Raw genomic sequence first — 25,530 nt, 5'->3', positions numbered from 1 at the left:
TTCACCCGACCAATAGCAAACGTTTGCTTTCGATTATTTGTTCACCATTTACTCGGTTTTTTCGCGGTTTTTTACATGATTTCGATTTCTTCTGTTGCGCCAAGTGCTAAATAAGTGTAAAAATTGCCACCGAAGATTAGTCTGTTATTTTCCGTTCAAGTAAACGACTATTCTAGGATTTGATAAATAAATAGCACAGGAGTTAAGGAAGTGTTAAAAGAAAAGTTGATGCTAAATAACATTGGCGTCCAAGTTGTGATTGCAATGATCCTCGGTACCCTTATTGGTGCCATCATGGGTGAATCTGCTTCTATGTTTGCTCCACTAGGTACCATCTTCATCAATCTAATTAAGATGTTGGTGATTCCTTTGGTTGCCGTTGCACTGATTTCTGGTGCTGCAGGTCTTGGCAACAGCAGTAACGCCGGTAAAGTTGGCGTGACTACGCTCGCTTATTTCGGTCTAACTTCAGCACTTGCGGTTGCACTTGCTCTAGTTATGGGCGAAGTCTTCCAACCAGGCGTAAATATCGATACTGCGGGTATCGAAGGCATGTTCTCATCTGAATACGCTTCAAAAGGTGAACTACCCTCTTTCTGGGCGACCCTAACCGGTATGATCCCAACTAACGTTTTCCAGTCCCTAAATGAAGCGAACATCCTACAGATCCTTGTGTTCTGTCTGTTCTTCGGTATCGGTCTTTCTAAGCTTGAATCCACTCGCCGCGATCCACTACTAAACGGTGTAAACGCGATCGTTGACGTCATGGTATGGATGATCAACAAGGTGATGATCATCGCACCTATCGGTGTATTTGGTCTAATGGCTGAGGCTGTGGGTACATTCGGCTTTGGCGCACTGATGGTTGTGTTCAAGCTGTTCGTTGTCTACATCGCCGCAATCCTTATCTTCGGTTTCGTTGCTTACCCACTGATGATTCAACTGTTCACTAAGACCTCTGCGAAGAAGTTCATTAGTGCAATGAAAAAGCCTCAAGCAGTTGCACTATCAACCGCTTCATCAATGGCAACACTACCAGTGACAATGGACACGGTAGAGAAAGAGCTAGGCGTTAAAAACTCAACGGCATCATTCGTTCTGCCTCTAGGTGCGACGATCAACATGTCTGGTAACGCGATCTACTACGGTCTAGTTGCGATCTTCTTTGCACAGCTATTCAACATCGACCTTTCAATGGGCGCTTACATTGCCATCATCGTGACGTCTACCCTAGGCGCAGTTGGTCAAGCAGGTGTTCCTGGTCCTTCGTTCCTTGTGGTTGCAGTACTACTGGCTGCAGGTATTCCAATCGAAGGTCTACCACTACTGTTCGCTCTTGACCGTATCTTCGACATGATTCGAACAGCACTAAACATCACGGGTGATGCGGCTTGTGCAGTTATCGTTGACGCACTAGTTGAAGAAGAAGCAGCAGAAGAACAAGCTGAGCTTCAAAAACAACAAGCATAATCTAACGCTTTCAATATCAAAGGGCTGACACCAATAGGTGCAGCCCTTTTTTGTTGGCAATTGCTTTTCGAAGATAATCACTAGTTCAGTGACAGTGTGACGCCCGAGTATTCGCGATAGCCTCGCAACATTACGTGATAGGTCGTATTCGCTTCAGCGTTGATTGAGCACGTTTCAGAGTTACCGTTGCGATATGGTCGACAATCGTAGCTTAAAGTAGTCGGTTTACTGCCTTTCTGTGCGTAGAGATCGGCATCTCCTGCACCACCTTCGATAGCAACCGTGACGGTTGCACTACTCTCAAGTTTGAAGGTGTAGTAGTCGGTGCTGTTATATGCACCGCTAAGACCTGTAATTGATTGTCCAAGCTTGAGTTCATTGTCTGGTGTTGGCGTTGTTACCCCACAGCTAGCGTCCACACCTACTTCAGCAAAGGCTTTTACAACATTGTCGCGGTTAAACGACAAATCATCTGCAGCTTTCGCCACTCCGCAACCACCTTGATCAAAGGTACTGTTCGCTCCCCAATACATTTGGTTCGCCAGAGTAAACACCTGAAAACCCGATTTAATATCCCAGTTGTATTTGGTGCTCAGCAAATAAAACGCTCGATTGAAGACGCCACTCGAATAGTGAACATTAATGCCATCATAGTATTGCGAAGCATCATCAATGCTCTTACCGTCTTTCGAAGGTTGGTCAAAGTAACGAAGGCCACCATCGCTTTTGAAGATATCCGCACCCACAATCCAGTCGACGCTGCCACGCATGTAATATTCTGCCGCTTCACCCGCGATATCCGAGTAGGCTTCATTCATACCACCCGACATGTCTTTGTAAACCAAGCCTGAGTTTTGCTCGGTGAAACCATGACTCACCTCATGGGCACTCACGTTTATATCCACCAATGGGTAGAAACGATTCTGGCCGTCTCCGAAGGTCATCGACGAACCATTCCAGAACGCATTCTCGTAGTTACTTCCGTAGTGAACGCGCATCGTCAGTTGAAAGGTCAAGGGTGCCGTTTGCATCCAGTCTTGGAACATATCAAACACCACATTACCGAAGTACTGAGCATCGTTTATTGGCGAGTAGGCACCATTAACTGTCTTGTAATCGTTGTAGTTGGTTGAATCATTACACGTATAACTGAACGCCGTCGAGCCCGAGGTGGCGCCGTTAAGGTTGACCGTTTTTACGTTCTCATTCGACATCGTGCAGGTGTTACCCGACTTACTTATTAAAATAGACGGGAAGTCCTGTCCGAAGTAATACGCGCCAGTTTTACTGTTTCCACCGGGCCCCGTTGCATGAGCGTGGTTAATGCCATCCCAAGAGTCCAAGATCATCCCAGACTCTGCGTCGACAAACATAAACGGTCGCTCTGGCGACTCACCGGCCACAAAAAAGTCGACCAGATACACCATACGTGCAACTTGGTCCTCTCCGACTCTCACCATGAGTTTCGAATGGCGATTTTCAATGTCTGGTTTATCGCTGGTCACTGCGCTATGCAGTGTAAAGTGATGACGCTCTGCAAGCTCTAACGCTTCATCGCTTGAAATGTTTGGTTTGACCACGGGTATATCACTTGCCAATCCTTGAGCCATCACACCGTATACTTCTGAGATACCCTGCTCTCCTTTGGTCGATGTGATTGTTGCATCATAGACCGGCAATCCCTGATAGAGCTGTTGATATTTCACCTTGGTCTTTCCATTTGGCAGGGTGACACGTTTGATCTCTGTGTAAGCATCGGCTTGAGGGACGATACTAAACTGCGCGTCGATAAGCGCTTGTGCCTTAGTGGCATCGGTCATTTCAACAAGCTCTGCTGCATTTACCGACATAGCCATGGCTATACTCGACGTTCCAATAAGCCACCTAGCTTGACGTGTTACATTGTTCATTCTGAAATCCTTGAATATTATTGATATAATTAATACTTATAATTCAATCAGTTAACCAACATCCGATTGAAGTAAAAACATATGCAACAAATCTGTAATAAACAAGAATAGAGCAAAAACTCGGTTGTTAACATTTCGTAAACATTTACAGGCGCTATTCTATCAATAGCTGCTGCATTCTGGTGCAATTGACGTGCTAGATAATAGTAATAATGAAAACTGTGTTACTGCTTCCAGCCTCCTATTACCGTTTTATGCTGCGAGGACTTTTCGATACACTACAGCGATATTCTATAAAAAGGCTTAGCTCAACCAATGAAGCAACTACTCGACTTTATTCCCCTGATTATTTTCTTCGTCTTGTACAAAATGCAGGATATTTACGTGGCAACAGGGGCGCTTATCATAGCCACTGCCGTTCAAATAGGTGTGACCTACCTTCTATACAAGAAAGTAGAAAAAATGCAGCTCATTACGTTTGCTATGGTGGCAGTATTCGGCGGCATGACCATCTTCTTCCATGATGACAACTTCATTAAGTGGAAAGTCACCATTGTTTATGCGCTGTTCGCCATCGCACTCGCAGTGACTCATGCAATGGGGCGTGGCTTGATCAAAGGTATGTTAGGCAAAGAGCTAACCCTACCGGATAGTGTCTGGGCAAAAGTGAATTACGCATGGGTCGGCTTCTTCTCATTTTGCGCTGGTCTGAATATTTACGTCGCGTACTCATTGCCACTTGATGTGTGGGTCAACTTCAAAGTGTTTGGGCTGCTCATCGCGACTCTACTTTTTACTGTCTTTACTGGCATTTACATCTATAAGCACATGCCGAAAGAGCAAGCCGACGAAGACACCAAAAATGAGAACCAAGATCATACGTCTTGAACAGCGGCGGATCTTTTGTATACTCCGCGAACGACTAAGAATCAGCGACCTACGGGTCGCTGTGCTGTTTCTGGAAGATTATAATCATGACAAATACAACATCGAACACTCCTAAAGGCCAACTAATCACTCGTACATTAGCGATGCCGGAAAACACCAATGCCAATGGTGATATTTTCGGTGGTTGGATCATGTCTCAGCTTGACCTTGCTGGCGGTATCCTCGCAAAAGAAATTTCACTTGGACGTATCGTTACCGTTTCTGTTTCAGGCATCACCTTTAAGCACCCAGTTAAAGTAGGTGACGTGGTTTGCTGTTATGGCGAGTGTACTCGCATCGGCAATACATCAATGTCCATCAACCTGGATGTTTGGGTGAAACCCGTCAGCATTGAGGGTGTTGGTGAGCGTTATCAGGTCTGTGAAGCCACCTTTAACTACGTTGCAATTGATGTAGATGGGCGTCCACGTCCAATTAATCCAAATTAAGCGACACCTAACGATGACTTTTCAGTGAAAAAATGACATCTTATAGAAAGAATTTAAGTTACTGAACTATTTGAAGGATACAAATATGTGGTACGTTATTTTTTCTCAAGATGTCGAGAACTCGCTAGAAAAGCGTCTGAGTGTACGCCCACAGCACCTAGAAAGACTTCAAGCACTACGTGATGAAGGTCGTCTTCTGACCGCAGGTCCAATGCCCGCTATTGATAGTGAGAACCCAGGTGAAGCGGGTTTCACTGGCTCAACGGTAATCGCAGAGTTTGAATCGCTTGCAGCGGCTCAAGCTTGGGCTGATGCTGATCCATACATTGAAGCTGGCGTTTACGAAAATGTCATCGTTAAACCATTCAAGAAAGTACTTTAATAGCGATAAATAGCACAATGAAAAATAAACTAAGTTGGCTAGCAATTGCCGCACTCACGGTGCTGGCGGGTTGTTCGAGCACAGGTGAAGACGAGCGCCGTAAACTCGAACTTTTAGCGCAAAGTCGCGCTAGTGTGATTTCTTCTGGTTTGCCTATTGAGCAAGGCCCGCTGTCGATCATGAAAGCATCAGCAAGCAAAGGCGTGGTTGAAATTATGATGCTCTACAATACTGATGCTAAAGGCGCTTTGTCATTAGATCAGCTTCTTCGCAATAGTATGAACTATTACTGTACAGACCGCGAAGTGAAAGCGAATCTCGATTTAGGGCTCGCTTACCGCATCATGATCCGCAACACGCGTGGCCAGTTGATGATAGATCAAATGGTGACTCAACAGTACTGTAGTCAGCCGCTTCCTAACTAAAGCGATAACTCTATTCCACCAAAGAGGCTTGCATATGCAAGCCTCTTTTTTTATCGGTCATCCATTTTTCACGCCTTTCAATTAAGCCTAAAAACTATTTTTCACAATGAGGGAGTAACAATCCGCGAGCTTTCTTCGTACTGCGTTTCCTCCCCATTTCTTATCTGATGATAAAAAGTGAGCTTTTGCACAATTCCGATAACCCACATTAATTGAGGGGTTATTTATGATTTAAATCAAGTCAAAGGATACCACTAAAGGAGTAGCGTAGAGATAGAAAATAAAATGACACAATTATTAATAAGTGCTTATGAAAATAAAAAAAAGACACATTCTAGTCGTTGCTACCCTCGGTATCTTAGTTGGCTGGCTCTCGCTGGGCGGTACAGCTGCAATCATGCACAAGACCTCCAGTACTGAGTTTTGCTTATCTTGTCACTCAATGCAGATTCCTTACGAGGAATACCAAGGCTCTATCCACTTCACTAACGCAAAAGGCATCAGAGCTGAGTGTTCTGACTGCCATATTCCTACCGACCCCGTTGATTACGTCATCACGAAAATCCGTGCCACCAAAGATATCTACCACGAGTTTGTCACTGGCAAGATTGACGATGAAGACAAGTATGAAGCTCATCGTATGGAAATGGCTGAAGCAGTATGGGCCCAGCTTCGTGCCAATGATTCCGCTACTTGCCGTTCATGCCACTCTTTCGATGCCATGGACAGCTACGAGCAATCTGAAGACGCCGCGAAGATGCATGAGTATGGCATTGCCAATAACCAAACCTGCATCGATTGCCATAAAGGTGTTGCCCACTTCGCACCAGAGCCAGAGCTCGACAGCGAGGCATACAATCGCGTCGTCGCTCAAACTGAAAGCACGGCAGCTGACGCTTCGACCGTTTACTCAGTTGCGAAAATCGACCTTGACGAGCTCGGCAGCATTAACCCAGCGGTTGAGATGACGGTTAAATCAACACAAGACAATGCTCGCAATATAGAGATCTCTGGTTACCAAATGAAAGGCGCGGAACAGGTGCTTTACATGGGTCGTGGACAGAGAAACATTATTGCCATGTTGAGTGATGCAGGCCAGCAAGCGTTAACTGTAGGCGAGTTTGAGGCTGACGAGTATGGCAACGAATGGCGTACAGCAACACTAGCAGCCGTCATCGAAGCACCGGTATTAGGTACTCCTGAGCCACTTTGGAGCTATGCAGAAGAGCTAGATAACGTCTACTGCGCGACTTGTCACACCAAGATCCCTGCCAACCACTTTACCGTCAACGCCTGGGGTCCCGTTGCTAAAGGCATGGGTGACAGAACGGATATCTCAGCTCTGGATCTCGAGATTCTCACCAAATTCTTCCAAAACCACGCAAAAGACGTGGCTGGTCACTAAAACAATAAGGAAAGAGATATGACAGATATTACACGTCGTGGATTCCTCAAAGGCTCAAGCATGGCTGCGGGCGCTTTGGCGTTTACCTCCCTCACTCCCCTATCTGCAGTTGCTGCCTCTAAGCGAGGTTCTGGTGTGTTAACAGCAGGTCGTATGGGACCAATGTTATGTGAAGTCAAAGATGGCAAGCTGGTCGCTAGTAAGAATGCGCTCGCGCAAACAGTACCCAATAGCCTACAGACTACTGGCCCTGATCAGGTTTACACTAAGGCTCGAATCAAATACCCGATGGTACGTAAAGGCTATCTCGACAACCCAGCAGCACCATCTGGTGAGCGCGGCAAAGATGAATATGTACGCGTGTCTTGGGACGATGCCTACAAACTCATTCACGAACAACATATGCGTATTCGTCAGGCGAATGGGCCAGAATCCATCTTTGCCGGCTCCTATGGTTGGCGCTCTTCTGGTGTACTTCACAAGGCACAGACCCTACTTCAACGCTATATGAGTATGGCGGGCGGTTACTCTGGCCACCTAGGAGACTACTCTACGGGTGCCGCACAGGTCATCATGCCCCACGTGATGGGTTCTATTGAGGTCTATGAGCAGCAAACAACACACCCAATGGTTCTTGAGCACAGCGACGTTGTTGTACTTTGGGGTATGAACCCTCTCAATACACTTAAGATTGCTTGGAGCTCAACGGACTGCTCTGGTCTTGAGTTCTTCCACCAGCTTAAGAAGTCGGGCAAGACGATCATCGCGATTGACCCAATGCGCTCTGAAACCATCGACTTCTTCGAAGACAAGATCCAGTGGATCGCTCCGCGTCCAATGACTGATGTCGCTATGCTAATGGGTATCGCACATACACTGGTTAAGAATGGCAAGCACGATAAAGCTTTCTTAGATAAATACACGACGGGCTACGATCAGTTCGAAGCGTATCTGCTAGGTAAAGAAGATGGTGTCGAAAAGACCTCTGAGTGGGCTGCCGATATCACTGGAGTGCCTGCGAAGCAGATTGAGCTTCTTGCGGAAATCTTTAGCTCAAACCGCACCATGTTAATGGCCGGCTGGGGTATTCAGCGTCAGCAATTTGGTGAGCAGCGCCACTGGATGATTGCTACTCTTGCAGCAATGCTTGGACAGATTGGCCTCCCAGGTGGTGGTTTTGGCTTCTCTTATCACTATTCTAATGGTGGTAACCCTACTCGAGATGCAGGTGTATTACCGGCAATTTCAGCATCTATCGGTGGTGGTTCCTCTGCGGGTAATGATTGGGCAGTCTCCGGTGCCGTTAACTCATTCCCAGTAGCTCGAATCGTCGAAGCTCTGGAAAACCCAGGCCAAAAATATCAGCATAATGGCCATGAGAAAACCTTCCCTGAAATCAAAATGATTTGGTGGGCTGGCGGTGCTAACTTTACTCACCACCAAGACACCAACCGTCTGATCAAAGCGTGGCAAAAGCCAGAGTTGATCGTGATTTCAGAAATCTATTGGACTGCGGCTGCTAAGCATGCCGATATTGTGTTGCCTATTACCACGTCATTCGAGCGTAACGATATGACCATGACCGGCGACTACAGTAACCAGCACTTAGTGCCTATGAAACAAGTCGTCGAGCCTCAAGGCGAAGCTCGCAATGACTTCGATGTATTTGCCGATATGGCTGAGATGATCAAAGCCGGCGGTCGCGATGTGTATACCGAAGGCAAATCTGAGATGGACTGGCTCAAAGGCTTCTATGAAGCGGCGCAAAAAGGCGGACGTGCTGCACGCGTTCGTATGCCTAACTTCGGTAAGTTCTGGGATGACAATGAACTCATTGAGATGAAGTTTAATAAGAAAGCTGCGGCATTCGTCCGCCATGCTGACTTTAGAGCTGACCCAGTGATGAACCCGTTAGGTACGCCAAGTGGTAAGATCGAGATATATTCGAAGACCATCGAAGGCTATGGATACAAAGATTGTCCAGCGCACCCTACCTGGATGGAACCAACGGAATTCTTCGGCTCTGCAAAAGAAGGTGAGTTACAGCTTATGACGGCTCACGCTGCACATCGTCTACATAGCCAATTTAACTATGCCAAACTGCGTGAAGAGTATGCGATTGCCGACCGTGAACCGATTTCGATCAACACTGAGGATGCAAAAGCTCGTGGTATCCAAAGTGGCGATTTAGTTCGAGCGTTTAACGATCGTGGTCAAGTTCTTGTGGGTGCTCTGGTCACAGACGGCATTAAGCAAGGCTCCGTGTGTATTCACGAAGGTGGCTGGCCAGATCTGGACCCAGAGACGGGTATGTGTCGTAACGGTGGCGCTAACGTGCTCACAAGTGACATCCCTACCTCGCGCTTAGCCAACGGCTGTGCGGCTAACTCCTCCTTGGTACGTATCGAAAAATACACGGGCAAAGTACCGGGGCTCATGGCTTTCACGCCGCCTAAGAATGCTTAGCCACACGTAGACAAAAAGACCGAAGTACACTGGTTTCGGTCGGAACAATAGACAAACCCCACTTTTTAAAAGTGGGGTTCTTTTTTGCATCTAAAACAAATACCGCCTATTACAATAGACGCTCACGCAAGTTTTTCGCAGCTTGCACCAGGTTAGTTAGTGACGCTTCCGTTTCTTCCCAGTTACGGGTTTTAAGACCACAATCTGGATTCACCCAGAGTCTTTCGACTGGAATACGCTTTGCCGCCTTCTCAATAAGCTGCTCTATCCACTCCACTTTAGGAATGTTTGGTGAGTGGATGTCATACACACCAGGACCAATCTCATTCGGATAGTTAAACTCTTCAAACGCGTTCAGAAGTTCCATGTTTGAACGCGAGGTTTCGATGGTAATCACATCCGCATCCAGCTCAGCGACCGATTCAATAATCTCGTTGAACTCGCTGTAACACATATGAGTGTGGATCTGTGTTTCTGGTCGTGCACTCGCTGCCGATACTTTGAACGCGTTCACTGCCCAATCGAGGTACTCTTTATGGTCACGTTGTTTTAGAGGCAGACCCTCACGAATCGCTGGCTCATCAATCTGAATGATATTGATGTTTGCGTTTTGCAGTGCGTCCACTTCATCTTGCAGCGCGAGTGCCAACTGGTTCGCAATCGTCTCACGGGAGACATCTTCGCGAGGGAAGGTCCAGCAGAGAATCGTCACGGGGCCTGTCAGCATGCCCTTCATTGGTTTGTCGGTAAGTGACTGTGCGTAGGTCGACCAATCAACTGTAATCGGCTTATCTCGCTCAATATCTGCAACAACAATCGCCGGTTTCACGCAGCGTGAGCCATAACTTTGTACCCAACCAAACTCCGTAGTTTGAAAGCCTGATAAGTTCTCGGCAAAGTACTCCACCATATCGTTGCGCTCAGCTTCGCCATGAACCAGCACATCAAGGCCGGTGGCTTCTTGGCGCTCAACGGTATCTTTGATAAAGCCTTTCATTAATGACTCATATTCAGCGACACCGATCTCACCACGCTTGAACGCTGCACGGCTCTTACGCACCTCAGCAGTTTGAGGGAACGAACCAATAGTCGTTGTAGGCAGCTTAGGAAGTTTTAGCACCTCTTGCTGGTGATGAGCACGCTCGATGTAAGGGGCGCTGCGGTCGCCACTTGTCGCAGTAAGTGCAGCCACTCGGTTTTGTACTTGCGGCTTGTTTACCCACGTAGAGCGAGCGCGGTCTAGAATTGGCTGACTATATTGGGCGCAGTATTCGATAGCTTCACGATCACCATCCAGAGCTTTGGCAAGCCACGACACTTCCGATACTTTTTGCTTCGCAAACGAGAACCAGTTTTTCGTGCCTTCTGGAAGCTTAGTTTCATGCTCAACATTCACCGGGCTGTGAAGTAGTGAACAAGACGAAGCAACCCATAGCCTTTCACCCAACTGCTCCTTAATTGGCTTGAGTGTTTGCAGTGCACTATGCAAATTAGCACGCCACACATTTCGACCATTAATGATACCCGCAGACAACACCCACTCACTTGGTAGCTGTTCCACGACTGACTCTAGCTGTGCTGGCGCTGCAGCGATATCGATATGAAGACCATCGACGTCGAGCTCAGTAATCTTATCCAGTGAATCGACGACAGAATCAAAGTAAGTTGCCAGCAGTACTTTCACGTCACTGCGAATCACTTGATACGCGAGTTTGAAGCTATCTAACCAGACTTTGTCCAACTCCAATGCCAAGATAGGTTCATCAACTTGTACCCACTCGATGCCTAGTTTTTCAAACTTAGCGAAAATTGCTTGGTAGGCAGTAAGCAGTCTTGGAAGCAGTGACAAACGATCGAACCCTTGTTCCACCTCTTTACCGAGATACAAGTAGCTCAGAGGACCTAGTAGTACGGGTTTTACTTTATGCCCTTGCTGCTGAGCCTCATTAATTTCATCAAACAGCTGTGTCCAGCTCACTTTAAACTGATCATCAGACGAGAACTCAGGGACTATGTAGTGATAGTTGGTGTTGAACCACTTAGTCATGTCTGATGCTGCTTCACCTGCACAGTCACAATTTGATTGAGACTGACCACGACCGATTCGGAACAGGGTATCTAGGTCCGGGAAACCCTTGTTATGGCGTTTAGGCACGTGACCTAGTAACAAACTCGTACCTAATACATGGTCATACCAAGCAAAGTCCCCTGCTGTTACAAAGTCGAGGCCATCTTGCTGTTGGCGTGCCCAGTTCTCGTTACGGATTGTCGCCGCGACTTCCTTTAAGCCGTTTTGGTCCAGCTCACCGCGCCAGTATTTCTCTAGGGCGAACTTAAGCTCACGTTTTTCACCAATGCGCGGGTAACCAAGAATGTGCGTTGCTGTCATAGTATTGTCCTTTTATTTTTCGTTAGCAGTCTGGATGGCTAAAGCATCTCTCAACCGCACAACATGAACAATCGCAATTCATTCACCATAAATATGAAGGATTCTCATGAAGGAAGAATCCCTCATTTGGACGTCTAGACGTTTACATATCCTTAAAAGCGCGGTAAGTTAATGAAAAGGGATTAAGGATGAGGGAATTTCATGATTGAGTTAAAGCACTTAAAAACGCTCGCGTCGCTGCGGGACACAGGATCATTAACAGCAACGGCGACATCGTTACACTTGACGCAGTCGGCGCTGTCTCATCAATTAAAAGATCTTGAAGCTCGTATCGGCTCCCAACTTTTTATTCGCAAAACTCGTCCGGTGAAGTTTACTTCTGAGGGTGAGATCCTTCTTAACTTAGCTAATGAGGTTCTGCCTAGAATCGCTCAAGCAGAAGGCGACCTTGCAGGATTAAAAGAGGATGTGAATGGCAGACTTCATATGGCGATAGACTGTCACTCCTGTTTTCAATGGCTCATGCCTGCCCTTAAGGAATACCAACTCGCATGGCCGCATGTCGAGCTCGACTTTTCTTCTGGTTTTGGGTTTGAACCACTCCCTGCGTTGGTCGGTGGTGAGTTAGATCTCGTGATCACCTCAGACATCCAACCTCGCTCTGAAGTGCATTATGAACCTTTGTTTGATTTCGAGATGCGCTTGGTTACTTCCCTATCCCATCCATTAGCTGAAAAAGAGTATATTGAGCCAGAGGACCTGGCGGACCAAACCTTACTTACCTATCCAGTACAAAAGCAGCGTCTCGACGTGGTTAAACACTTTCTAACGCCAGCAGGAATTGAGCCCAATAAATGGAAGCAAGCGGACAATACACTGATGCTGGTTCAGATGGTTTCCGCGGGTTTAGGGGTCGCTGCGCTGCCGAATTGGGCGGTTAGTGAGTTTTCACGTCAGGGATTAATTACCAGTCGCCCGCTGGGTGATGGTTTGTGGCGACGCTTGTTCGCCGCGGTTCGGAATGGTGAGAAAGATAAGCACTATTTACAAGCGTTTTTTGGGACTGCGCGAGCACAATGTCAGCAGCATTTGGAAGGGATTAAAGTCGCTTAAGCGGCGTAATAGCGAGCCTATAGCACCTCCCCTTGTTAGCGGGGCGCGTAGCTGGGAGGGGTGAAACGCGGAGGCTGAATCTAGCTTCAGGCGCTAGCTGTTAGTCCGCTTTACCCCCTCTAGGTCCCCTATTTTAGGGGGGAGAACACTGGGCTAGCTCCTATTGTCGCATTTGCCTTTTCGTAAGCTTAGCGGCAGCGAGCTTATAGCTCCTCCCCTTGCTAAGGGGAGGCTGGGAGGGGTGAACGCGGAGGCTGAATCTAGCTTCAGACGCTAACTGTTAGTCCGCTTTACCCCCTCTAGCTCCCCCTATATTAGGGGAGAACACAAGGCTAGCTCCTCTCGTCGCATCGCCTTTTAGTGAGCTTCGCGAAGCGAGCTTATAGCTCCTCCCCTTGCAAGCGGGGCGCGTAGCCGGGAGGCCGGGAGGGGTGGAAACGCGATGGCTGAACCTAGCTTCAATCGCTAACTGTTAGTCCGCTTTACCCCCTCTAACTCCCCCTTATCAAGGGGGAGAACACAAGGCTAGCTCCTATCGTCGCATCGCCTTTTAATATGCTGCGCGATAGCGAGCACTGGCTCCTCCCCTTACTAAGGGGAGGCTGGGAGGGGTGGAAACGCAGAGATTGAATCTAGCTTCAATCGCTAACTGTTGGTCCGATTTACCCCCTCTAGCTCCCCCTATATTAGGGGAAGAACACAAGGCTAGCTCCTACCGTCGCATCGCTTCAACTGTTCGGATGTTCTTCACTCAGCTTCACTTATATTAGGCGGCGCGATAGCGAGCCTATGGCTCCTCCCATTGCTAAGGGGAGGCTGGGAGGGGTGGAAACGCGGAGCTTGAACCTAGCTTCAATCGCTAACTGTTAGTCCGCTTTACCCCCTCTAACTCCCCCTTATCAAGGGGGAGAACACAAGGCTAGCTCCTATCGTCGCATCGCCTTTTAATATGCTGCGCGATAGCGAGCACTGGCTCCTCCCCTTACTAAGGGGAGGCTGGGAGGGGTGAAATGCGGAGGCTGAATCTAGCTTCAATCGCCAACTGTTAGTCCGCTTTACCCCCTCTAACTCCCCCTATATTAGGGGAGAACAGAAGGCTAGCTCCTATCGTCGCATCGCCCAACTACGGACTCACAACCCCAAAACAAACCAACACCTCTGGCTCTTCCGGACTATTCTTGTAAACCACTTCTTTCGTACTCTCTACCTCAAACTCTGGCCAGTGACTCGTAAAGTGCGAGAACGCATTCTCACTACACCCAGCGCCTTCAGCGCCTAGCAAAAATGCGCCTTCCGCCTCGATTTGCTCTGCAGAGATGTTGCGATTGTAGATATTCGGCAGCGTCTCATTATCCCAAGGGTTGGTCACCATTGGGTGAGGCGCGATATAGAAGGTCAGCCATTCCGCCAAACCAGAGCCCCCAACCAACTTCAACGGCTTATCAGAGTGCTCATACCAATACTGCTCAGCTTCATGGCTTAACGTCTTAAAGCCCGAGAAATACTGACCCGCATTTCGCACGTTAAACACCATCACCGAGCTATACCCAACGATCATCAATAGCCCCATAAAGAACAGAACCTTGAAAGCGCGAGACAGCGAGCCAATCACCTCTTTCTTTAAAAACGCCACCAGTACGGCTGGCGCTGGCATAAAGAACGGGTGAAGCCACTCTACTAGTCGACCACCAGCATGGAACGAAAACCAAGCCATAATCACTACAAGGGGTGCAAACAAAACAAAAGTCGTTAGCCACACCTTCTCTGGCACTTGTTTCGTAAAGCGCAAACCACGTTTGCCCAATAGCCCAGCCAAAAGAATCAACGGATAGAATACCGAAAGCAACGCTAACCAACTTCCCGGGCTAAGCTGAGCCGCGACTTGGCTCCCTACCCACTTCACCGAAGAAAAGTTATTTGCAAACATCCAAAAGAAGTTCGGAGTCACCAAAGCAAGGAATGCGACAATCCCAATATAGAAATTACGGTCACGCCAAAAACGACGAACACTCGGTACAGTCAGGCTCAAGATAAATACCATGGCTACGGGTGCAAATGTCGAGTACTTCGCCATGGCAGATAAGCCCGCTAATACACCAAACGCAATCCACCACCTTGAGTCGTCATATACCGCTTTGACAAACAGAAGCAAAATCCAAGACCAAGAGCCAAACAACAAAAAGTTGTCGTTATAAGGAATCGCATCAAAGTTGATAACACCAGACAAGTTAAGCGTCAGCATACCAAGCCAGGCAAACGCGACGGAATCTGTTAGCTTGTAAGCGAGGCGATAGCAGCCAAGCATACCCGCGGCAACAACGAAGAAGTGTCCGACATACCAATGCGCAGAAGAAAACTCAGGCGAAGGGGACAACAAAAGGATGCGCGCCACAACGCCAACCAACCAAGGGTTCTTTGGACTACCCAACTCACCATTGCTTGCCCAGTTTAATGCCTCGATGGCATCGTAAGGCACAGCAGGATCGAGATTATAGGACACCAACGACCACGCGATTGCGTAGACGAAACACCAGATGGCTGCCGCTCGATGTGAGCGTGCAACATCATTGGTTGACGTTGGATGTTGATCAAAGTGAAGAATGGTAGACAGCATAGACTCCCTTGGACTCGGTCAATTTCAGGGGTTTGGCGGCAAACTCTACTGAGGTTAAGCGGTGCAGAAAAGTCCGCTAAGTCAATTCTCTGCAAAATTGCATATAATTCATAAGCTTGAATTATTAGTGCCGATATAGAAAGAAATAGTCTATATATTTAATCCGTCAAGGGGTGTAATGCTTTGTATTGAAAGTGGGGAGTTTGAAGGAGTTCGAGGGAGATGTGCCCCTCGAACTAGACAATCACTTATCGTTTTAGATAGTGCTTGTATGAATAAGTATTCGGTTTGAAGTAGAGTTTGGTGTACTCAAATATGCTGCCGTCTTTCAGCTTACCCGTCGAGAGCAATCGAATGATCGGCACATCGGAAGGTATTTCAAATACCTCGCATAAATGGCTATCTGGCATCACGGCTTCAAAATCTTGTAGCGCGCCGTCGATCTGTAGTCCTAGATCTTTTTCAAGATACTGATACTTCGAACCTTGTAGCGACATGATGTTCATTTGTGGGAACATCGCAACTGGCATATAGGAGTCTTCATAGATGGATGGCACACCATTAATCAGCTTAAAGCGGCGAATGAAATAGACCTTCTCATCCATACCAATCTTTAGCGCAGCAGCCACATCTTCATCAGGATCTGCCAGGGTAAACTCGACCACCTTGTACTCAAGCGTCGACCCTGCATCACTCATGTATTCACTGGTACTGCGTAGGTTCGACATAGAACCTGTCATGGTTTTGCCGATAATTGTCGAGCCTGCGCCCTGACGTTTTTCGACTAAGCCGAGCTTAACCAATTCTTCGATGGCTTTTCGCACCGTGATGCGACTAACGGAATACGCATCGATAAGGTCTCGCTCGGTAGGAAGCGTGTCACCAATAGCAAACTCTTCCGAATCAATGCGGGACTTAAGGTCCTGCATAACCTTTTTATATAACATTTTTTCACCTCGTAGCTGCCAAGCTATCACCACCATAAATACAAATCAATAACCAATTAAGCCATGTCCGTCACAACTTCCTCACCACTAGCAAGAAACATCCTATATAGGTGTCTTTTTATGCCTCAAATCACATATTTGGTGCTTTATTTGTACTCAATCACACTTTATTCATTATATATTTGTCATGTTTATTTTTCAGGCGTAACGTTAATGGTGTCGAAAGACAACGAGAAACAAAAAAGTTATTACATCAATAAATAACAACACCAATAACAAAAAGGACCCTTCCATGTTAAGTGCTATCCAACGCTTAGGTGGAGCAATGTTTACCCCAGTTTTGCTGTTCCCTTTTGTCGGGATTTTAGTGGGACTAACCATTGTTCTAAAAAACCCCATCTTTGTAGGCGATCTCGCCGATAAAGACGGTCTGTACTATCAAATTCTGCAAGTCATTGAAGAAGGTGGCTGGACGATCTTCCGCAATATGGCACTTCTGTTTGCAGTTGGCTTGCCAATCGGTCTTGCAAAAACCGCTCACGCTCGAGCTGTTATGGTCGTAATGGTCTCTTATCTCACCTTCAACTACTTTGTTGGTGCAATGGGTGGATTCTGGGGCGAGTTCTTTGGCGTTGACTTCTCTCAAGCTATTGGCGGCACGTCTGGACTGACTGAAATTGCAGGTATTAAGACGCTAGATACCGGTATCTTTGGTGCCATCATTATCTCTGGCTTTGTTACCTGGATTCACAACCGCACGTTTGAAAAACAGCTACCAGCGTACTTAGGTATTTTCCAAGGTGCTTCATTCGTAGCGATGATCTCATTCTTCGCAATGCTACCAGCGGCTTGGCTTACGCTTTACATCTGGCCATCTATTCAGCATGGCATCTTAAACCTACAAGGCTTCTTGGTAAGCTCAGGCTCATTCGGTGTTTGGCTATACACATTCTTAGAACGAATTTTGATTCCAACAGGTCTGCACCACTTTGTTTACGCACCATTTGTCTACGGTAACGTCGCGACACCAAACGGCATCGTTGTTGACTGGTTTACTAACCTAGAGACCTTTACTCAATCTGCGCAATCGATGAAAGATCTTTTCCCTGCTGGCGGCTTTGCTCTGCACGGCAACTCTAAGATCTTCGGCTGTACAGGTATTGCACTAGCGATGTACCACACTGCTAAACCAGAAAATCGTAAGAAAGTCGCTGCGCTGCTTATTCCAGCAACACTTACAGCGGTATTGGTGGGTATTACCGAGCCACTAGAATTTACCTTCCTATTCATTGCACCTTGGCTGTTTGCTATCCACGCGATTCTGGCAGGTACCATGGCAATGGTGATGTATACCTTTGGCGTTGTCGGCAACATGGGTGGCGGTCTGATTGAGTTCGCAACCGGCAACTGGATTCCACTGCTTGGCAACCACACCAGCATGGTCATTACACAAATTGCTATCGGCCTATGTTTCACAGCCATCTACTACGTGACCTTTAAGTACCTTATCGTCAAGTTCGACGTGCCAATCGCTGGTCGTGGCGAGGCTGAAATGAAGCTACACACCAAACAAGACTTCAATGAAAAACACGGTATTACAGGTAAAGGCGCAGCCGCAGGTGCAACACCTCTACAAATCCAAGCTGTAGAGACAATCGAAGGCTTGGGCGGCGTACACAACATCGAAGACCTAAGTAACTGCGCAACAAGACTTCGCGTCACGGTCAAAGACCCAAGCAAAGTGATGTCAGCAGAATACTTTATGGAAACCGGCGCCGTGAATATCGTGAAAAACGGCAAAGCGATTCAAGTAATTATCGGTCTGAATGTCCCACAGCTTAGAGAAGAGTGCGAAAAGATCTACAGCGCTTCAAAGACCGTGGACATGACACTCAGTCCAGCAACCTAAACAACTCCACAACTAACAACGTTTTTAATAATAAAGGGCGGAAAGTTTGCCGCCCTAGTCCAAGTGAGGCATATCATGAAACAAGAATTCTCAGTAGTTATCGCAGGCGGCGGCTCAACTTTCACTCCAGGTATCGTAATGATGCTGCTTGAAAACCAAGAGCGTTTTCCAATCCGCAAGCTGAAATTCTATGACAACTTTGCTCAGCGCCAAGAAACCATCGCTGAAGCATGCAGAATCTTACTGAAAGAACGCGCTCCTCATATCGAGTTCTCTTACACCACTGACCCAGAAGAAGCGTTCACTGACATCGACTTCTGTATGGCACACATTCGCGCAGGTCTTTATGCAATGCGCGAGCAAGATGAGAAAATCCCTCTACGCCATGGCTGTGTTGGTCAAGAAACGTGTGGCGCTGGCGGTGTGGCTTACGGTCTTCGTTCAATCCCTGCTGTAATCGAAATGATTGACTACATGGAGAAATACTCTCCAAACGCATGGATGCTGAACTACTCAAACCCAGCCGCTATCGTTGCCGAAGCGTGCCGCGTGATGCGTCCAAACTCTAAAGTACTAAACATCTGTGACATGCCAATCGGCATCGAGACGCGCATCGCTGAGATCCTTGGTTACGACGACCGTAAACAGTTCGACATCATGTACTACGGTCTAAACCATTTCGGTTGGTGGAAAGAATTTAAAGATGCGAAGACCGGCGAAGACCTAATGCCACGCATCAAAGAGTACATCAAAGAGAACGGCTACTTGCCACCGAGTGCAATGAACGGTGCACAACACACCGATGAGTCTTGGAAACAAACCTTTATCAAGGTTCGCGATGTGTACGCACTCGACCCAGAAACCATTCCAAACACGTACCTCAAGTACTACATGTACCCAGATTACGTGGTTGAGCACTCAAACAAAGAGTTCACCCGTGCCAACGAAGTCATGGAAGGTCGTGAGAAAGAAGTATTCACTGAGTGTCACCGCATTATCGCAGCAGGTACAGCTGTGGATACCACTATCGAAGTAGAAGAGCACGCCTCTTATATTGTTGACCTAGCCACTGCTATCGCCTTCAACACCAAAGAGCGCATGCTGCTTATCGTTCCAAACAACGGCGCTATCAGTAACTTCGATCCAACCGCCATGGTAGAAATCCCATGTATCGTTGACAACACAGGTGCGAAACCACTGCAAATTGGCGCGATCCCTGAGTTCCAAAAAGGCATGATGAACCAACAAGTTTCTGTTGAGAAGCTGGTCGTGGAAGCACACGTAGAAGGCTCTTACCAAAAACTTTGGCAAGCACTAACTCTATCAGCAACCATTCCAAGCGCGACCGTTGCAAAAGCGATTTTGGATGACCTGATTGAAGCGAACAAAGAGTATTGGGTTGAGATGAAGTAATACGCTTCGCTCTAAATAGGCTCACAGCTAAGACAATGCCCTGTTTATCCAGGGCATTTTACGGAGCAACATCCATGTTGAGTATTACCACACTCGGTTATATCGCAGCGCTGTGCACGACGTGTTCCTTTGTGCCACAAGTGCTGCACATTCTTAAAACCCGTGATACACAATCAATATCACTCGCCATGTATTCCATCTTTGTCACCGGCGTCGCCCTTTGGTTTATCTACGGTCTACTCGTTATCGACTTGCCTATCATCATTGCCAATGCGATTACTCTGATACTTGCGTCAATCATACTGATACTCAAAATCAAAGATGTCACCACCAGCAAACCAAACCACCTCTCCAAACCCGCGCTTGATAAAGCGTGACCTCCAAGCCAAGCGCCCCCAGCTTGGCTTTTTTCATTCTCAAACTCTTGAACTGTACAACAGTTTGTATAGGTGTCATGACGCTATAGTTTCTGCAATTCAAACACTTATAAAAAACAAGGATACGTCATGTTGTCTTATTCTCTTCGTACCTCAATCTTAGCGTTCTCTATCGCTGCCTCCTGCAGTACCATCGCATCTCAAGAAGCGCCCGTGACACCAGAAGATACTTTTCCGAGCACACAAGCGTGGCTCACACACGCAAAACAAGGGCTCGCTCCCTACTGGATGCATGAAGCAGCGCAAGGTGTGCCAGTCGGCAACTTCCCAACATTTCGCTGTGATAACGGAGAGTTATTAGACGTATCCAATGTCTGTCCAGAGCTACAACACGGCTGGATCACCGCTCACTTTGGACGCGAATACACGCGTATGAAATCACGCCAGACCTACGCTTATGGCGTTCTATTTCACCTTACCGGCGATGTTAAAGCGCTCGAACTTGCCAAAGACGGAGCTTACTACCTCATTGACCAACTTCAAGACACTGAGAACGGTGGCTTTATTTCATTTACCGAAGACGATAAGCCGGGTCTAAAGTGGACGCAACGCACCTCTCAAGACCAAGCTTACGCCCTTGTGGGTCTTGCCATGTACTACTACCTAACGCGCGATCCTAAGGTAGAGAAAGCACTCATCGAGCAGCAAGCATTCATCTTTGATAAATACAAACTGAACGATAACGTTGGCTTAGCCTGGGTATTGGAAGATGGTGACGATCAAAGTGCCAAACAACACGAGCTCGTCGCGCAGCTCGATCAAATCAATGGCTACATGCTGCTTGTGGCTCCCCTACTCCCTGAGCCCCACAAAACCAAGTGGATAGCAGATCTCGAGTGGCTAACACAAATCTTGGTTAATGATTACCACTCAGATGACGAGCAGCGATTCTACGGAGCCATACACCACAAAGCGGTGATGCAGCCTAACGCCAAACATAATGACTTCGGCCATACCATTAAAGCCTATTGGATGACCTATCTGACCGCTCAATTACTCGATAAGCCGGACTGGGAAGCCTTCGCTAAGCAAGGTATGGAAGTGACGCTAGAAAGAGCCCAATACAACATGCCATTTGAATATGTCGCCGATTACTTTCCCAAAGAGCAGCAAGAAGCGTTAAAAGGAGCCACCATCCCAACATGGCAAAGCAGACCAAATAGTGGTGGTGCCTCTTCTTGGGAATGGGCAGAGCTTGACCAAGCAGCTATGACGCTCTCTATGGATGCCGGAGAAGTCAAAGCGCCACTTGGTTATACCACCACGGGCTTTATGGATGTGTGGGTTGACCACAAGTATGGCGGTGTGGGTCTAAACCCTAAGTCGACTAAAGCGTTCCATTGGGGAAATGGTTATCACCAATTTGAACACGCGCTCATTGGCACGTTGGCATCCGGTTCACTCAATCACAATCCAGTGACCCTGTATTACGCGGTTAACGATGAGTCACAACCGAGCTTCACGCCATACTATTACCAAGGCAAAGTGAACAAGACTACATCGCTCAATAATGGCAAGGTTCAGGCGGTGAGCTTTAGTGACATCACACCTTAGCTTTGACATAAAAGAGCTGAAGTCATGTCAATAAGGTAAGAAAATCGAAGAAACGGGCAGGAATCACTTGGTTTCAAAGGCATAACCTGCGACAATCCGCCCGTTATTCACCCTTGATTACAGATGGTCAATTATGCAAATCTTAGTACGCAACCTATCTCGCGAAACCACAGAGCACGATGTACGTCTTCAGTTCCGTGAGTACGGTCGAGTTACCGAATGCACACTAGTACTAGACAAAGAGACAGGAAAGTCTAAGGGCTTCGCTTTTGTAACCATGCCAGACGCAGAAGAAGCAAAGGTAGCAATTAAAGAGCTAAACCTAACCATGTTTGGTGGCAGCAAGATCCGCGTTAAGTTCGCCGGTCACTAATCTTCTAGGTCAAGTTGCCTAATGTGGCTAGCAATCTCGCTCAGTCATGAAGCTAGAAAACACCAACCAGTACGGTTGGTGTTTTAGTTTGTGGCTATACGAAATTCGCTATGCTTCAGCAGCTAGGCGTGAACCGCCCCCTTCTCTTGAATATCCGCATACGCTTTCTTGATCACATCCGCTATCTTCTCAGCAATCATAATCGTTGGCGCATTGGTATTACCTCCGACCAAAGTTGGCATCACCGACGCATCGACCACTCTTAGGTTTTCTAGTCCATAGACCGACAGTTCATTGTCTACCACAGCTAATGGGTCTTGCTCAGTACCCATTTTACAGGTACCAATTGGGTGGTACTGGGTATCAGCGCGATTGCGGATATCTTGCTCTATTGCCTCATTATCATTTGGATCGACAGGATAAAAACATTCCCCACGAACCCCATCAAACGCTACGCTGTTGAGCATTTGATATTGCTTCTTCCACCCTTTAATCATGACCGCCATATCATCAGGGTCTTTAAAGAAAGCGGGATCAATCTGCGGAGCATCGTAAGGGTCGGCGCTATTGAGCTTCACCGTCCCAGAGCTTTTGGGTCTTAGCAAGGTAACATGGGAGCTAAAGCCATGGCTGGCATGGATTTTTCTCGCATGATCGTCCACAACCGCCACCACAAACACAAACTCTAAATCGGGTACCGACACGCTATCATCGGAGCATAAAAAACCGATGCCCTCAGCAAAGTTACTACTCAGCTTACCTTCACGCTGTCTGAGCCATTTCGGCAATGCTTTGGACATTTCCGCCGCCATCTGCAGCGACACCCCAAACGTATCCCGCTTCGCTGAACATTTATAGCTGTGTACCAAATCGATATGGTCTTGCAGGTTCTCCCCGACACCGGGAAGCTCGTGTACCTGCTCAATGCCATGCTTATCGAGTTCCGCTTTCGCCCCCACACCAGACAGCTTAAGGATCTGCGGCGAGCCAAATGCGCCCGCGCTCAAAATCACTTCTCGATCGCAGAAAATCTGAAAACGCTGACCTTTCAATCCATACTCAACGCCCACTGCACGCTTGCCCTCAAACAAGACCTTGTGGGTGGTCGCCTTGGTCAGCACGGTTAGGTTAGGTCGGTGAAGATTCGGCGTCAGGTAAGCCTTTGCTGCGCTGCATCGCTCGCCATTTCTCTGCGTGACTTGCGTTTGCATCGCACCAAGTTGCTCGGCTCCATTCACATCTGGGTTTCTTGGTACGCCAATTGATTCACAGGCATTGAGATAGCGCTCGACCATCTCACTAGGTGAGCGCAGGTTCGCGACATTGAGCGGCCCACCTTGACCATGATATTCGTCGTTAAAGACTTCGTTATTCTCAGCCTTTCTAAAGTAAGGCAGACATTGATCATAGTCCCAGCCAGTATTTCCTAATGACGCCCAAAGGTCGTAATCGTAGCGGTGCCCACGCGCATACATCATGGCATTGATCGAGCTCGAGCCGCCAAGGGTTTTACCTCGCGGTTGATAGCCCTTACGACCATTCAACCCAGGCTGGGGCACGGTCTCAAAACCCCAGTTGTTTATCTTGGTCGGCATCATGACCACACAGCCAACAGGTGTGTGAATAAACGGGCTTGAGTCTTTGCCACCCGCCTCTAGCAAGCATACCGAAACAGACGGGTCTTCGGATAGACGTGAGGCAAGCACACACCCAGCAGAGCCGCCGCCAACAATAATAAAATCATAGCGATCCATTGCTGATCTCCTCTGCAACGGTTTTGACGATATCTAGAGGATGCAACTCGCGCTTAAGGATTTTGCCTGTCGCTGTCATCGGAAGCGATGAGCGAATGAAGACGCGACGCGGATATTTGTAATCTGCTAATTGGCTTTTACACCATGCGACTAGAGTTTCCCCATCGCAGCTTGAGGTCTCATGGAGCACCACGTGCGCGTGTATCTCTTCCCCTAGCCTTTCATCATGCTCTCCGACCACTGCAACCATCTCAACGTCCGGGTGACACATCAACACCTCTTCAATTTCTCGCGGATAGACGTTGTAGCCGCCGCGTATAATCATGTCTTTGACGCGATCGACAATGAACAGATTACCGTGCTCATCCAAACGTCCAATATCACCCGTTAAAAACCAACCGTCTCGAATCGACTCAGCGGTTGCTTCCGCTCGTCCATAGTAGCCCTTCATTACGCTTGGGCTCTTAATGCACACCTCGCCTAGTTCGCCACCAGCTAACGTATTACCCTGAACATCGGTAATCTTGATCATATGACCACACAGAGGCTGTCCAACACTGCCCGGTAGCCTATCGCCATCGATATGATTAAAGGTGGCGACAGGTGCGGTTTCCGACAATCCATAGCCTTCCAAAACAGGCAGTTCAAATCGTGATTCAAACTGGCGAATCACTTCCACTGGCATAGATGCCCCACCCGACACACCTAGCCTCAAGCTGTGTTTGACCTGCTCAGATTGCTCTGGTGATTGCTCGCCAGCGGTAAGCAGTGCAATGTACATGGTTGGCACACCAGCAAAGACACTCACCTTATGCGAGATGATCTGCTCGATGACGAGCTTGGGCTCAAAACGCGGGATCAGTACCATAGCCGAGCCGGTTAACACGCTGGCGTTCATCATCACGGTTTGACCAAAACTGTGGAATAAAGGTAGGGTCAACATCGTGGTGTCGCTGTACTCAAGACGCATCAAATACTGTGACGCCATGGCATTGGTCAGCATATTAGTATGAGAAAGCTCTGCCCCCTTAGGTTGCCCTGTGGTGCCAGAGGTATAGAGAATAACGGCGGTGTCATCGCCTTGCCTTGCGACGGATTCAAAAGGCTGCGGTGGTGCCTCAAGCCAGGTCTCGAGTGCATGCTCAGCATTGGCTGATGCAAGCATGGAAATAAAGTGCTCACAGTGCGGCGCCTGAGCAAAGCCAATGCTTCCATACTGCTCATCGGCACTGGTTTGCGGCGCTTCAAAACAGAAATACGCTTTAGCGTCAGAGTCATTCAAGTGATAAGCAATTTCTCGACTCTTGAATAAGGTGTTGAGAGGAACCACCACGCATCCAGCCTTCAAAATGCCGTAATACGCAATGGGGAAAAAGGTCATATTGGGGCACGTCAGCGCCACTTTATCACCCGGTACTAAGCCAAATTTTACTAAGTGGTGAGCCACGATGTTCGCGTACTCGTCCAACTGCTGATAACTCACGTCATCGGTGCCCATTTTAAGTGCGGCTTTGGTAGGGAAAAGCGCAGCACTTCGCTCTAGATTAACGGCGAGGTTGTGCATCTTAGGTCTCCTTTTGGGGTGTACGACGC

19 protein-coding genes are annotated in these 25,530 nt (G+C 47.8%); 13 read left to right on the top strand and 6 right to left on the bottom strand.

The window, feature by feature from the left end; all coding sequences use genetic code 11:
* Nucleotides 1-228 precede the first annotated feature (228 nt).
* Entirely contained in the window at nt 229-1,470 is a 1,242-nt protein-coding gene (locus AC6I8U_RS05930) for a dicarboxylate/amino acid:cation symporter (RefSeq protein ID WP_498017984.1), read from the top strand.
* Between the two features lie 80 nt (nt 1,471-1,550).
* Here AC6I8U_RS05930 and AC6I8U_RS05925 read toward each other — a convergent pair whose 3' ends face one another.
* On the bottom strand, nt 1,551-3,380 hold the full coding sequence (locus AC6I8U_RS05925; RefSeq protein WP_498017983.1) for a M4 family metallopeptidase: 1,830 nt from the start codon (nt 3,378-3,380) through the stop codon (nt 1,551-1,553).
* A 315-nt stretch (nt 3,381-3,695) separates the two neighbouring features.
* Between AC6I8U_RS05925 and AC6I8U_RS05920 the strand changes: the two genes are divergently transcribed.
* The 6 genes from AC6I8U_RS05920 (at nt 3,696) to AC6I8U_RS05895 (ending at nt 9,434) form a co-directional block, all read left to right on the top strand.
* Nucleotides 3,696-4,268, top strand: coding sequence for a septation protein A (locus AC6I8U_RS05920; protein WP_498017982.1), 573 nt, complete (start codon nt 3,696-3,698; stop codon nt 4,266-4,268).
* A gap of 86 nt (nt 4,269-4,354) precedes the next feature.
* Nucleotides 4,355-4,756 (top strand): acyl-CoA thioester hydrolase YciA, encoded by a 402-nt coding sequence (yciA, locus tag AC6I8U_RS05915; protein WP_394151505.1) that lies wholly within the window; start codon nt 4,355-4,357, stop codon nt 4,754-4,756.
* A gap of 85 nt (nt 4,757-4,841) precedes the next feature.
* Nucleotides 4,842-5,138 carry a YciI family protein gene (locus AC6I8U_RS05910; protein ID WP_234495630.1) on the top strand — a complete coding sequence of 99 codons (297 nt, stop codon included), beginning with the start codon at nt 4,842-4,844 and terminating at the stop codon, nt 5,136-5,138.
* A 17-nt stretch (nt 5,139-5,155) separates the two neighbouring features.
* Nucleotides 5,156-5,563, top strand: coding sequence for a GspS/AspS pilotin family protein (locus AC6I8U_RS05905; RefSeq protein ID WP_252011817.1), 408 nt, complete (start codon nt 5,156-5,158; stop codon nt 5,561-5,563).
* A gap of 310 nt (nt 5,564-5,873) precedes the next feature.
* Nucleotides 5,874-6,968, top strand: a complete 1,095-nt coding sequence (locus AC6I8U_RS05900) for a NapC/NirT family cytochrome c (RefSeq protein WP_498017981.1) — start codon at nt 5,874-5,876, stop codon at nt 6,966-6,968.
* A gap of 18 nt (nt 6,969-6,986) precedes the next feature.
* On the top strand, nt 6,987-9,434 hold the full coding sequence (locus AC6I8U_RS05895; RefSeq protein ID WP_498017980.1) for a trimethylamine-N-oxide reductase 2: 2,448 nt from the start codon (nt 6,987-6,989) through the stop codon (nt 9,432-9,434).
* Nucleotides 9,435-9,543: 109 nt separating this feature from the next.
* Here AC6I8U_RS05895 and metE read toward each other — a convergent pair whose 3' ends face one another.
* Nucleotides 9,544-11,823 (bottom strand): 5-methyltetrahydropteroyltriglutamate--homocysteine S-methyltransferase, encoded by a 2,280-nt coding sequence (gene metE / locus AC6I8U_RS05890; protein ID WP_498017979.1) that lies wholly within the window; start codon nt 11,821-11,823, stop codon nt 9,544-9,546.
* Between the two features lie 201 nt (nt 11,824-12,024).
* Here metE and metR point away from each other — a divergent pair, with 201 nt between their 5' ends.
* Complete coding sequence (metR, locus tag AC6I8U_RS05885; RefSeq protein WP_498017978.1) at nt 12,025-12,936, top strand: HTH-type transcriptional regulator MetR; 912 nt, start codon at nt 12,025-12,027, stop codon at nt 12,934-12,936.
* Between the two features lie 1,123 nt (nt 12,937-14,059).
* On the opposite strand, the gene AC6I8U_RS05880 is transcribed toward metR, so the two are convergent.
* Together AC6I8U_RS05880 and AC6I8U_RS05875 are read right to left on the bottom strand one after the other, a co-directional pair.
* Complete coding sequence (locus tag AC6I8U_RS05880; RefSeq protein ID WP_498017977.1) at nt 14,060-15,550, bottom strand: ArnT family glycosyltransferase; 1,491 nt, start codon at nt 15,548-15,550, stop codon at nt 14,060-14,062.
* A gap of 248 nt (nt 15,551-15,798) precedes the next feature.
* A complete protein-coding gene (locus AC6I8U_RS05875) occupies nt 15,799-16,497 on the bottom strand; it encodes a GntR family transcriptional regulator (protein ID WP_234495624.1) in 699 nt (232 codons plus the stop codon).
* A gap of 292 nt (nt 16,498-16,789) precedes the next feature.
* Here AC6I8U_RS05875 and AC6I8U_RS05870 point away from each other — a divergent pair, with 292 nt between their 5' ends.
* From AC6I8U_RS05870 to AC6I8U_RS05850, 5 genes are all read left to right on the top strand, one after another.
* Entirely contained in the window at nt 16,790-18,406 is a 1,617-nt protein-coding gene (locus AC6I8U_RS05870) for an alpha-glucoside-specific PTS transporter subunit IIBC (protein ID WP_498017976.1), read from the top strand.
* Nucleotides 18,407-18,481: 75 nt separating this feature from the next.
* A complete protein-coding gene (locus AC6I8U_RS05865; RefSeq protein WP_498017975.1) occupies nt 18,482-19,819 on the top strand; it encodes a 6-phospho-alpha-glucosidase in 1,338 nt (445 codons plus the stop codon).
* 74 nt (nt 19,820-19,893) lie between these two features.
* Entirely contained in the window at nt 19,894-20,196 is a 303-nt protein-coding gene (locus tag AC6I8U_RS05860; protein ID WP_498017974.1) for a SemiSWEET transporter, read from the top strand.
* Nucleotides 20,197-20,325: 129 nt separating this feature from the next.
* A complete protein-coding gene (locus tag AC6I8U_RS05855) occupies nt 20,326-21,810 on the top strand; it encodes an AGE family epimerase/isomerase (protein ID WP_498017973.1) in 1,485 nt (494 codons plus the stop codon).
* Nucleotides 21,811-21,943: 133 nt separating this feature from the next.
* Complete coding sequence (locus AC6I8U_RS05850; protein WP_042472161.1) at nt 21,944-22,183, top strand: RNA recognition motif domain-containing protein; 240 nt, start codon at nt 21,944-21,946, stop codon at nt 22,181-22,183.
* A 122-nt stretch (nt 22,184-22,305) separates the two neighbouring features.
* Here AC6I8U_RS05850 and AC6I8U_RS05845 read toward each other — a convergent pair whose 3' ends face one another.
* Nucleotides 22,306-23,937, bottom strand: coding sequence for a GMC family oxidoreductase (locus AC6I8U_RS05845; protein ID WP_498017972.1), 1,632 nt, complete (start codon nt 23,935-23,937; stop codon nt 22,306-22,308).
* The gene (locus AC6I8U_RS05840; RefSeq protein ID WP_498017971.1) at nt 23,924-25,501 is read right to left on the bottom strand and encodes a long-chain-fatty-acid--CoA ligase; all 1,578 of its coding nucleotides are present in this window, start codon (nt 25,499-25,501) and stop codon (nt 23,924-23,926) included. The genes AC6I8U_RS05845 and AC6I8U_RS05840 overlap by 14 nt, the downstream gene beginning before the upstream one ends.
* Between the last annotated feature and the right edge of the window lie 29 nt (nt 25,502-25,530).

The organism is Vibrio sp. KUL80 (genome assembly GCF_059725495.1).
The sequence above is the reverse complement of the archived record's forward strand: the minus strand, read 5'-3'. Positions and strand labels throughout refer to the sequence as shown.

Excerpts from the sequence above, each read along its gene's own strand:
- AC6I8U_RS05920 (WP_498017982.1), top strand. The coding sequence starts at position 3,696 with ATGAAGCAACTACTCGACTTTATTCCCCTGATTATTTTCTTCGTCTTG.
- AC6I8U_RS05860 (WP_498017974.1), top strand. The coding sequence starts at position 19,894 with ATGTTGAGTATTACCACACTCGGTTATATCGCAGCGCTGTGCACGACG.
- AC6I8U_RS05845 (WP_498017972.1), bottom strand. The coding sequence starts at position 23,937 with ATGGATCGCTATGATTTTATTATTGTTGGCGGCGGCTCTGCTGGGTGT.
- AC6I8U_RS05875 (WP_234495624.1), bottom strand. The coding sequence starts at position 16,497 with ATGTTATATAAAAAGGTTATGCAGGACCTTAAGTCCCGCATTGATTCG.
- AC6I8U_RS05855 (WP_498017973.1), top strand. The coding sequence starts at position 20,326 with ATGTTGTCTTATTCTCTTCGTACCTCAATCTTAGCGTTCTCTATCGCT.
- AC6I8U_RS05850 (WP_042472161.1), top strand. The coding sequence starts at position 21,944 with ATGCAAATCTTAGTACGCAACCTATCTCGCGAAACCACAGAGCACGAT.
- AC6I8U_RS05870 (WP_498017976.1), top strand. The coding sequence starts at position 16,790 with ATGTTAAGTGCTATCCAACGCTTAGGTGGAGCAATGTTTACCCCAGTT.
- AC6I8U_RS05930 (WP_498017984.1), top strand. The coding sequence starts at position 229 with ATGCTAAATAACATTGGCGTCCAAGTTGTGATTGCAATGATCCTCGGT.
- metR (WP_498017978.1), top strand. The coding sequence starts at position 12,025 with ATGATTGAGTTAAAGCACTTAAAAACGCTCGCGTCGCTGCGGGACACA.
- yciA (WP_394151505.1), top strand. The coding sequence starts at position 4,355 with ATGACAAATACAACATCGAACACTCCTAAAGGCCAACTAATCACTCGT.
- metE (WP_498017979.1), bottom strand. The coding sequence starts at position 11,823 with ATGACAGCAACGCACATTCTTGGTTACCCGCGCATTGGTGAAAAACGT.
- AC6I8U_RS05910 (WP_234495630.1), top strand. The coding sequence starts at position 4,842 with ATGTGGTACGTTATTTTTTCTCAAGATGTCGAGAACTCGCTAGAAAAG.
- AC6I8U_RS05840 (WP_498017971.1), bottom strand. The coding sequence starts at position 25,501 with ATGCACAACCTCGCCGTTAATCTAGAGCGAAGTGCTGCGCTTTTCCCT.
- AC6I8U_RS05865 (WP_498017975.1), top strand. The coding sequence starts at position 18,482 with ATGAAACAAGAATTCTCAGTAGTTATCGCAGGCGGCGGCTCAACTTTC.
- AC6I8U_RS05925 (WP_498017983.1), bottom strand. The coding sequence starts at position 3,380 with ATGAACAATGTAACACGTCAAGCTAGGTGGCTTATTGGAACGTCGAGT.
- AC6I8U_RS05895 (WP_498017980.1), top strand. The coding sequence starts at position 6,987 with ATGACAGATATTACACGTCGTGGATTCCTCAAAGGCTCAAGCATGGCT.
- AC6I8U_RS05880 (WP_498017977.1), bottom strand. The coding sequence starts at position 15,550 with ATGCTGTCTACCATTCTTCACTTTGATCAACATCCAACGTCAACCAAT.
- AC6I8U_RS05905 (WP_252011817.1), top strand. The coding sequence starts at position 5,156 with ATGAAAAATAAACTAAGTTGGCTAGCAATTGCCGCACTCACGGTGCTG.
- AC6I8U_RS05900 (WP_498017981.1), top strand. The coding sequence starts at position 5,874 with ATGAAAATAAAAAAAAGACACATTCTAGTCGTTGCTACCCTCGGTATC.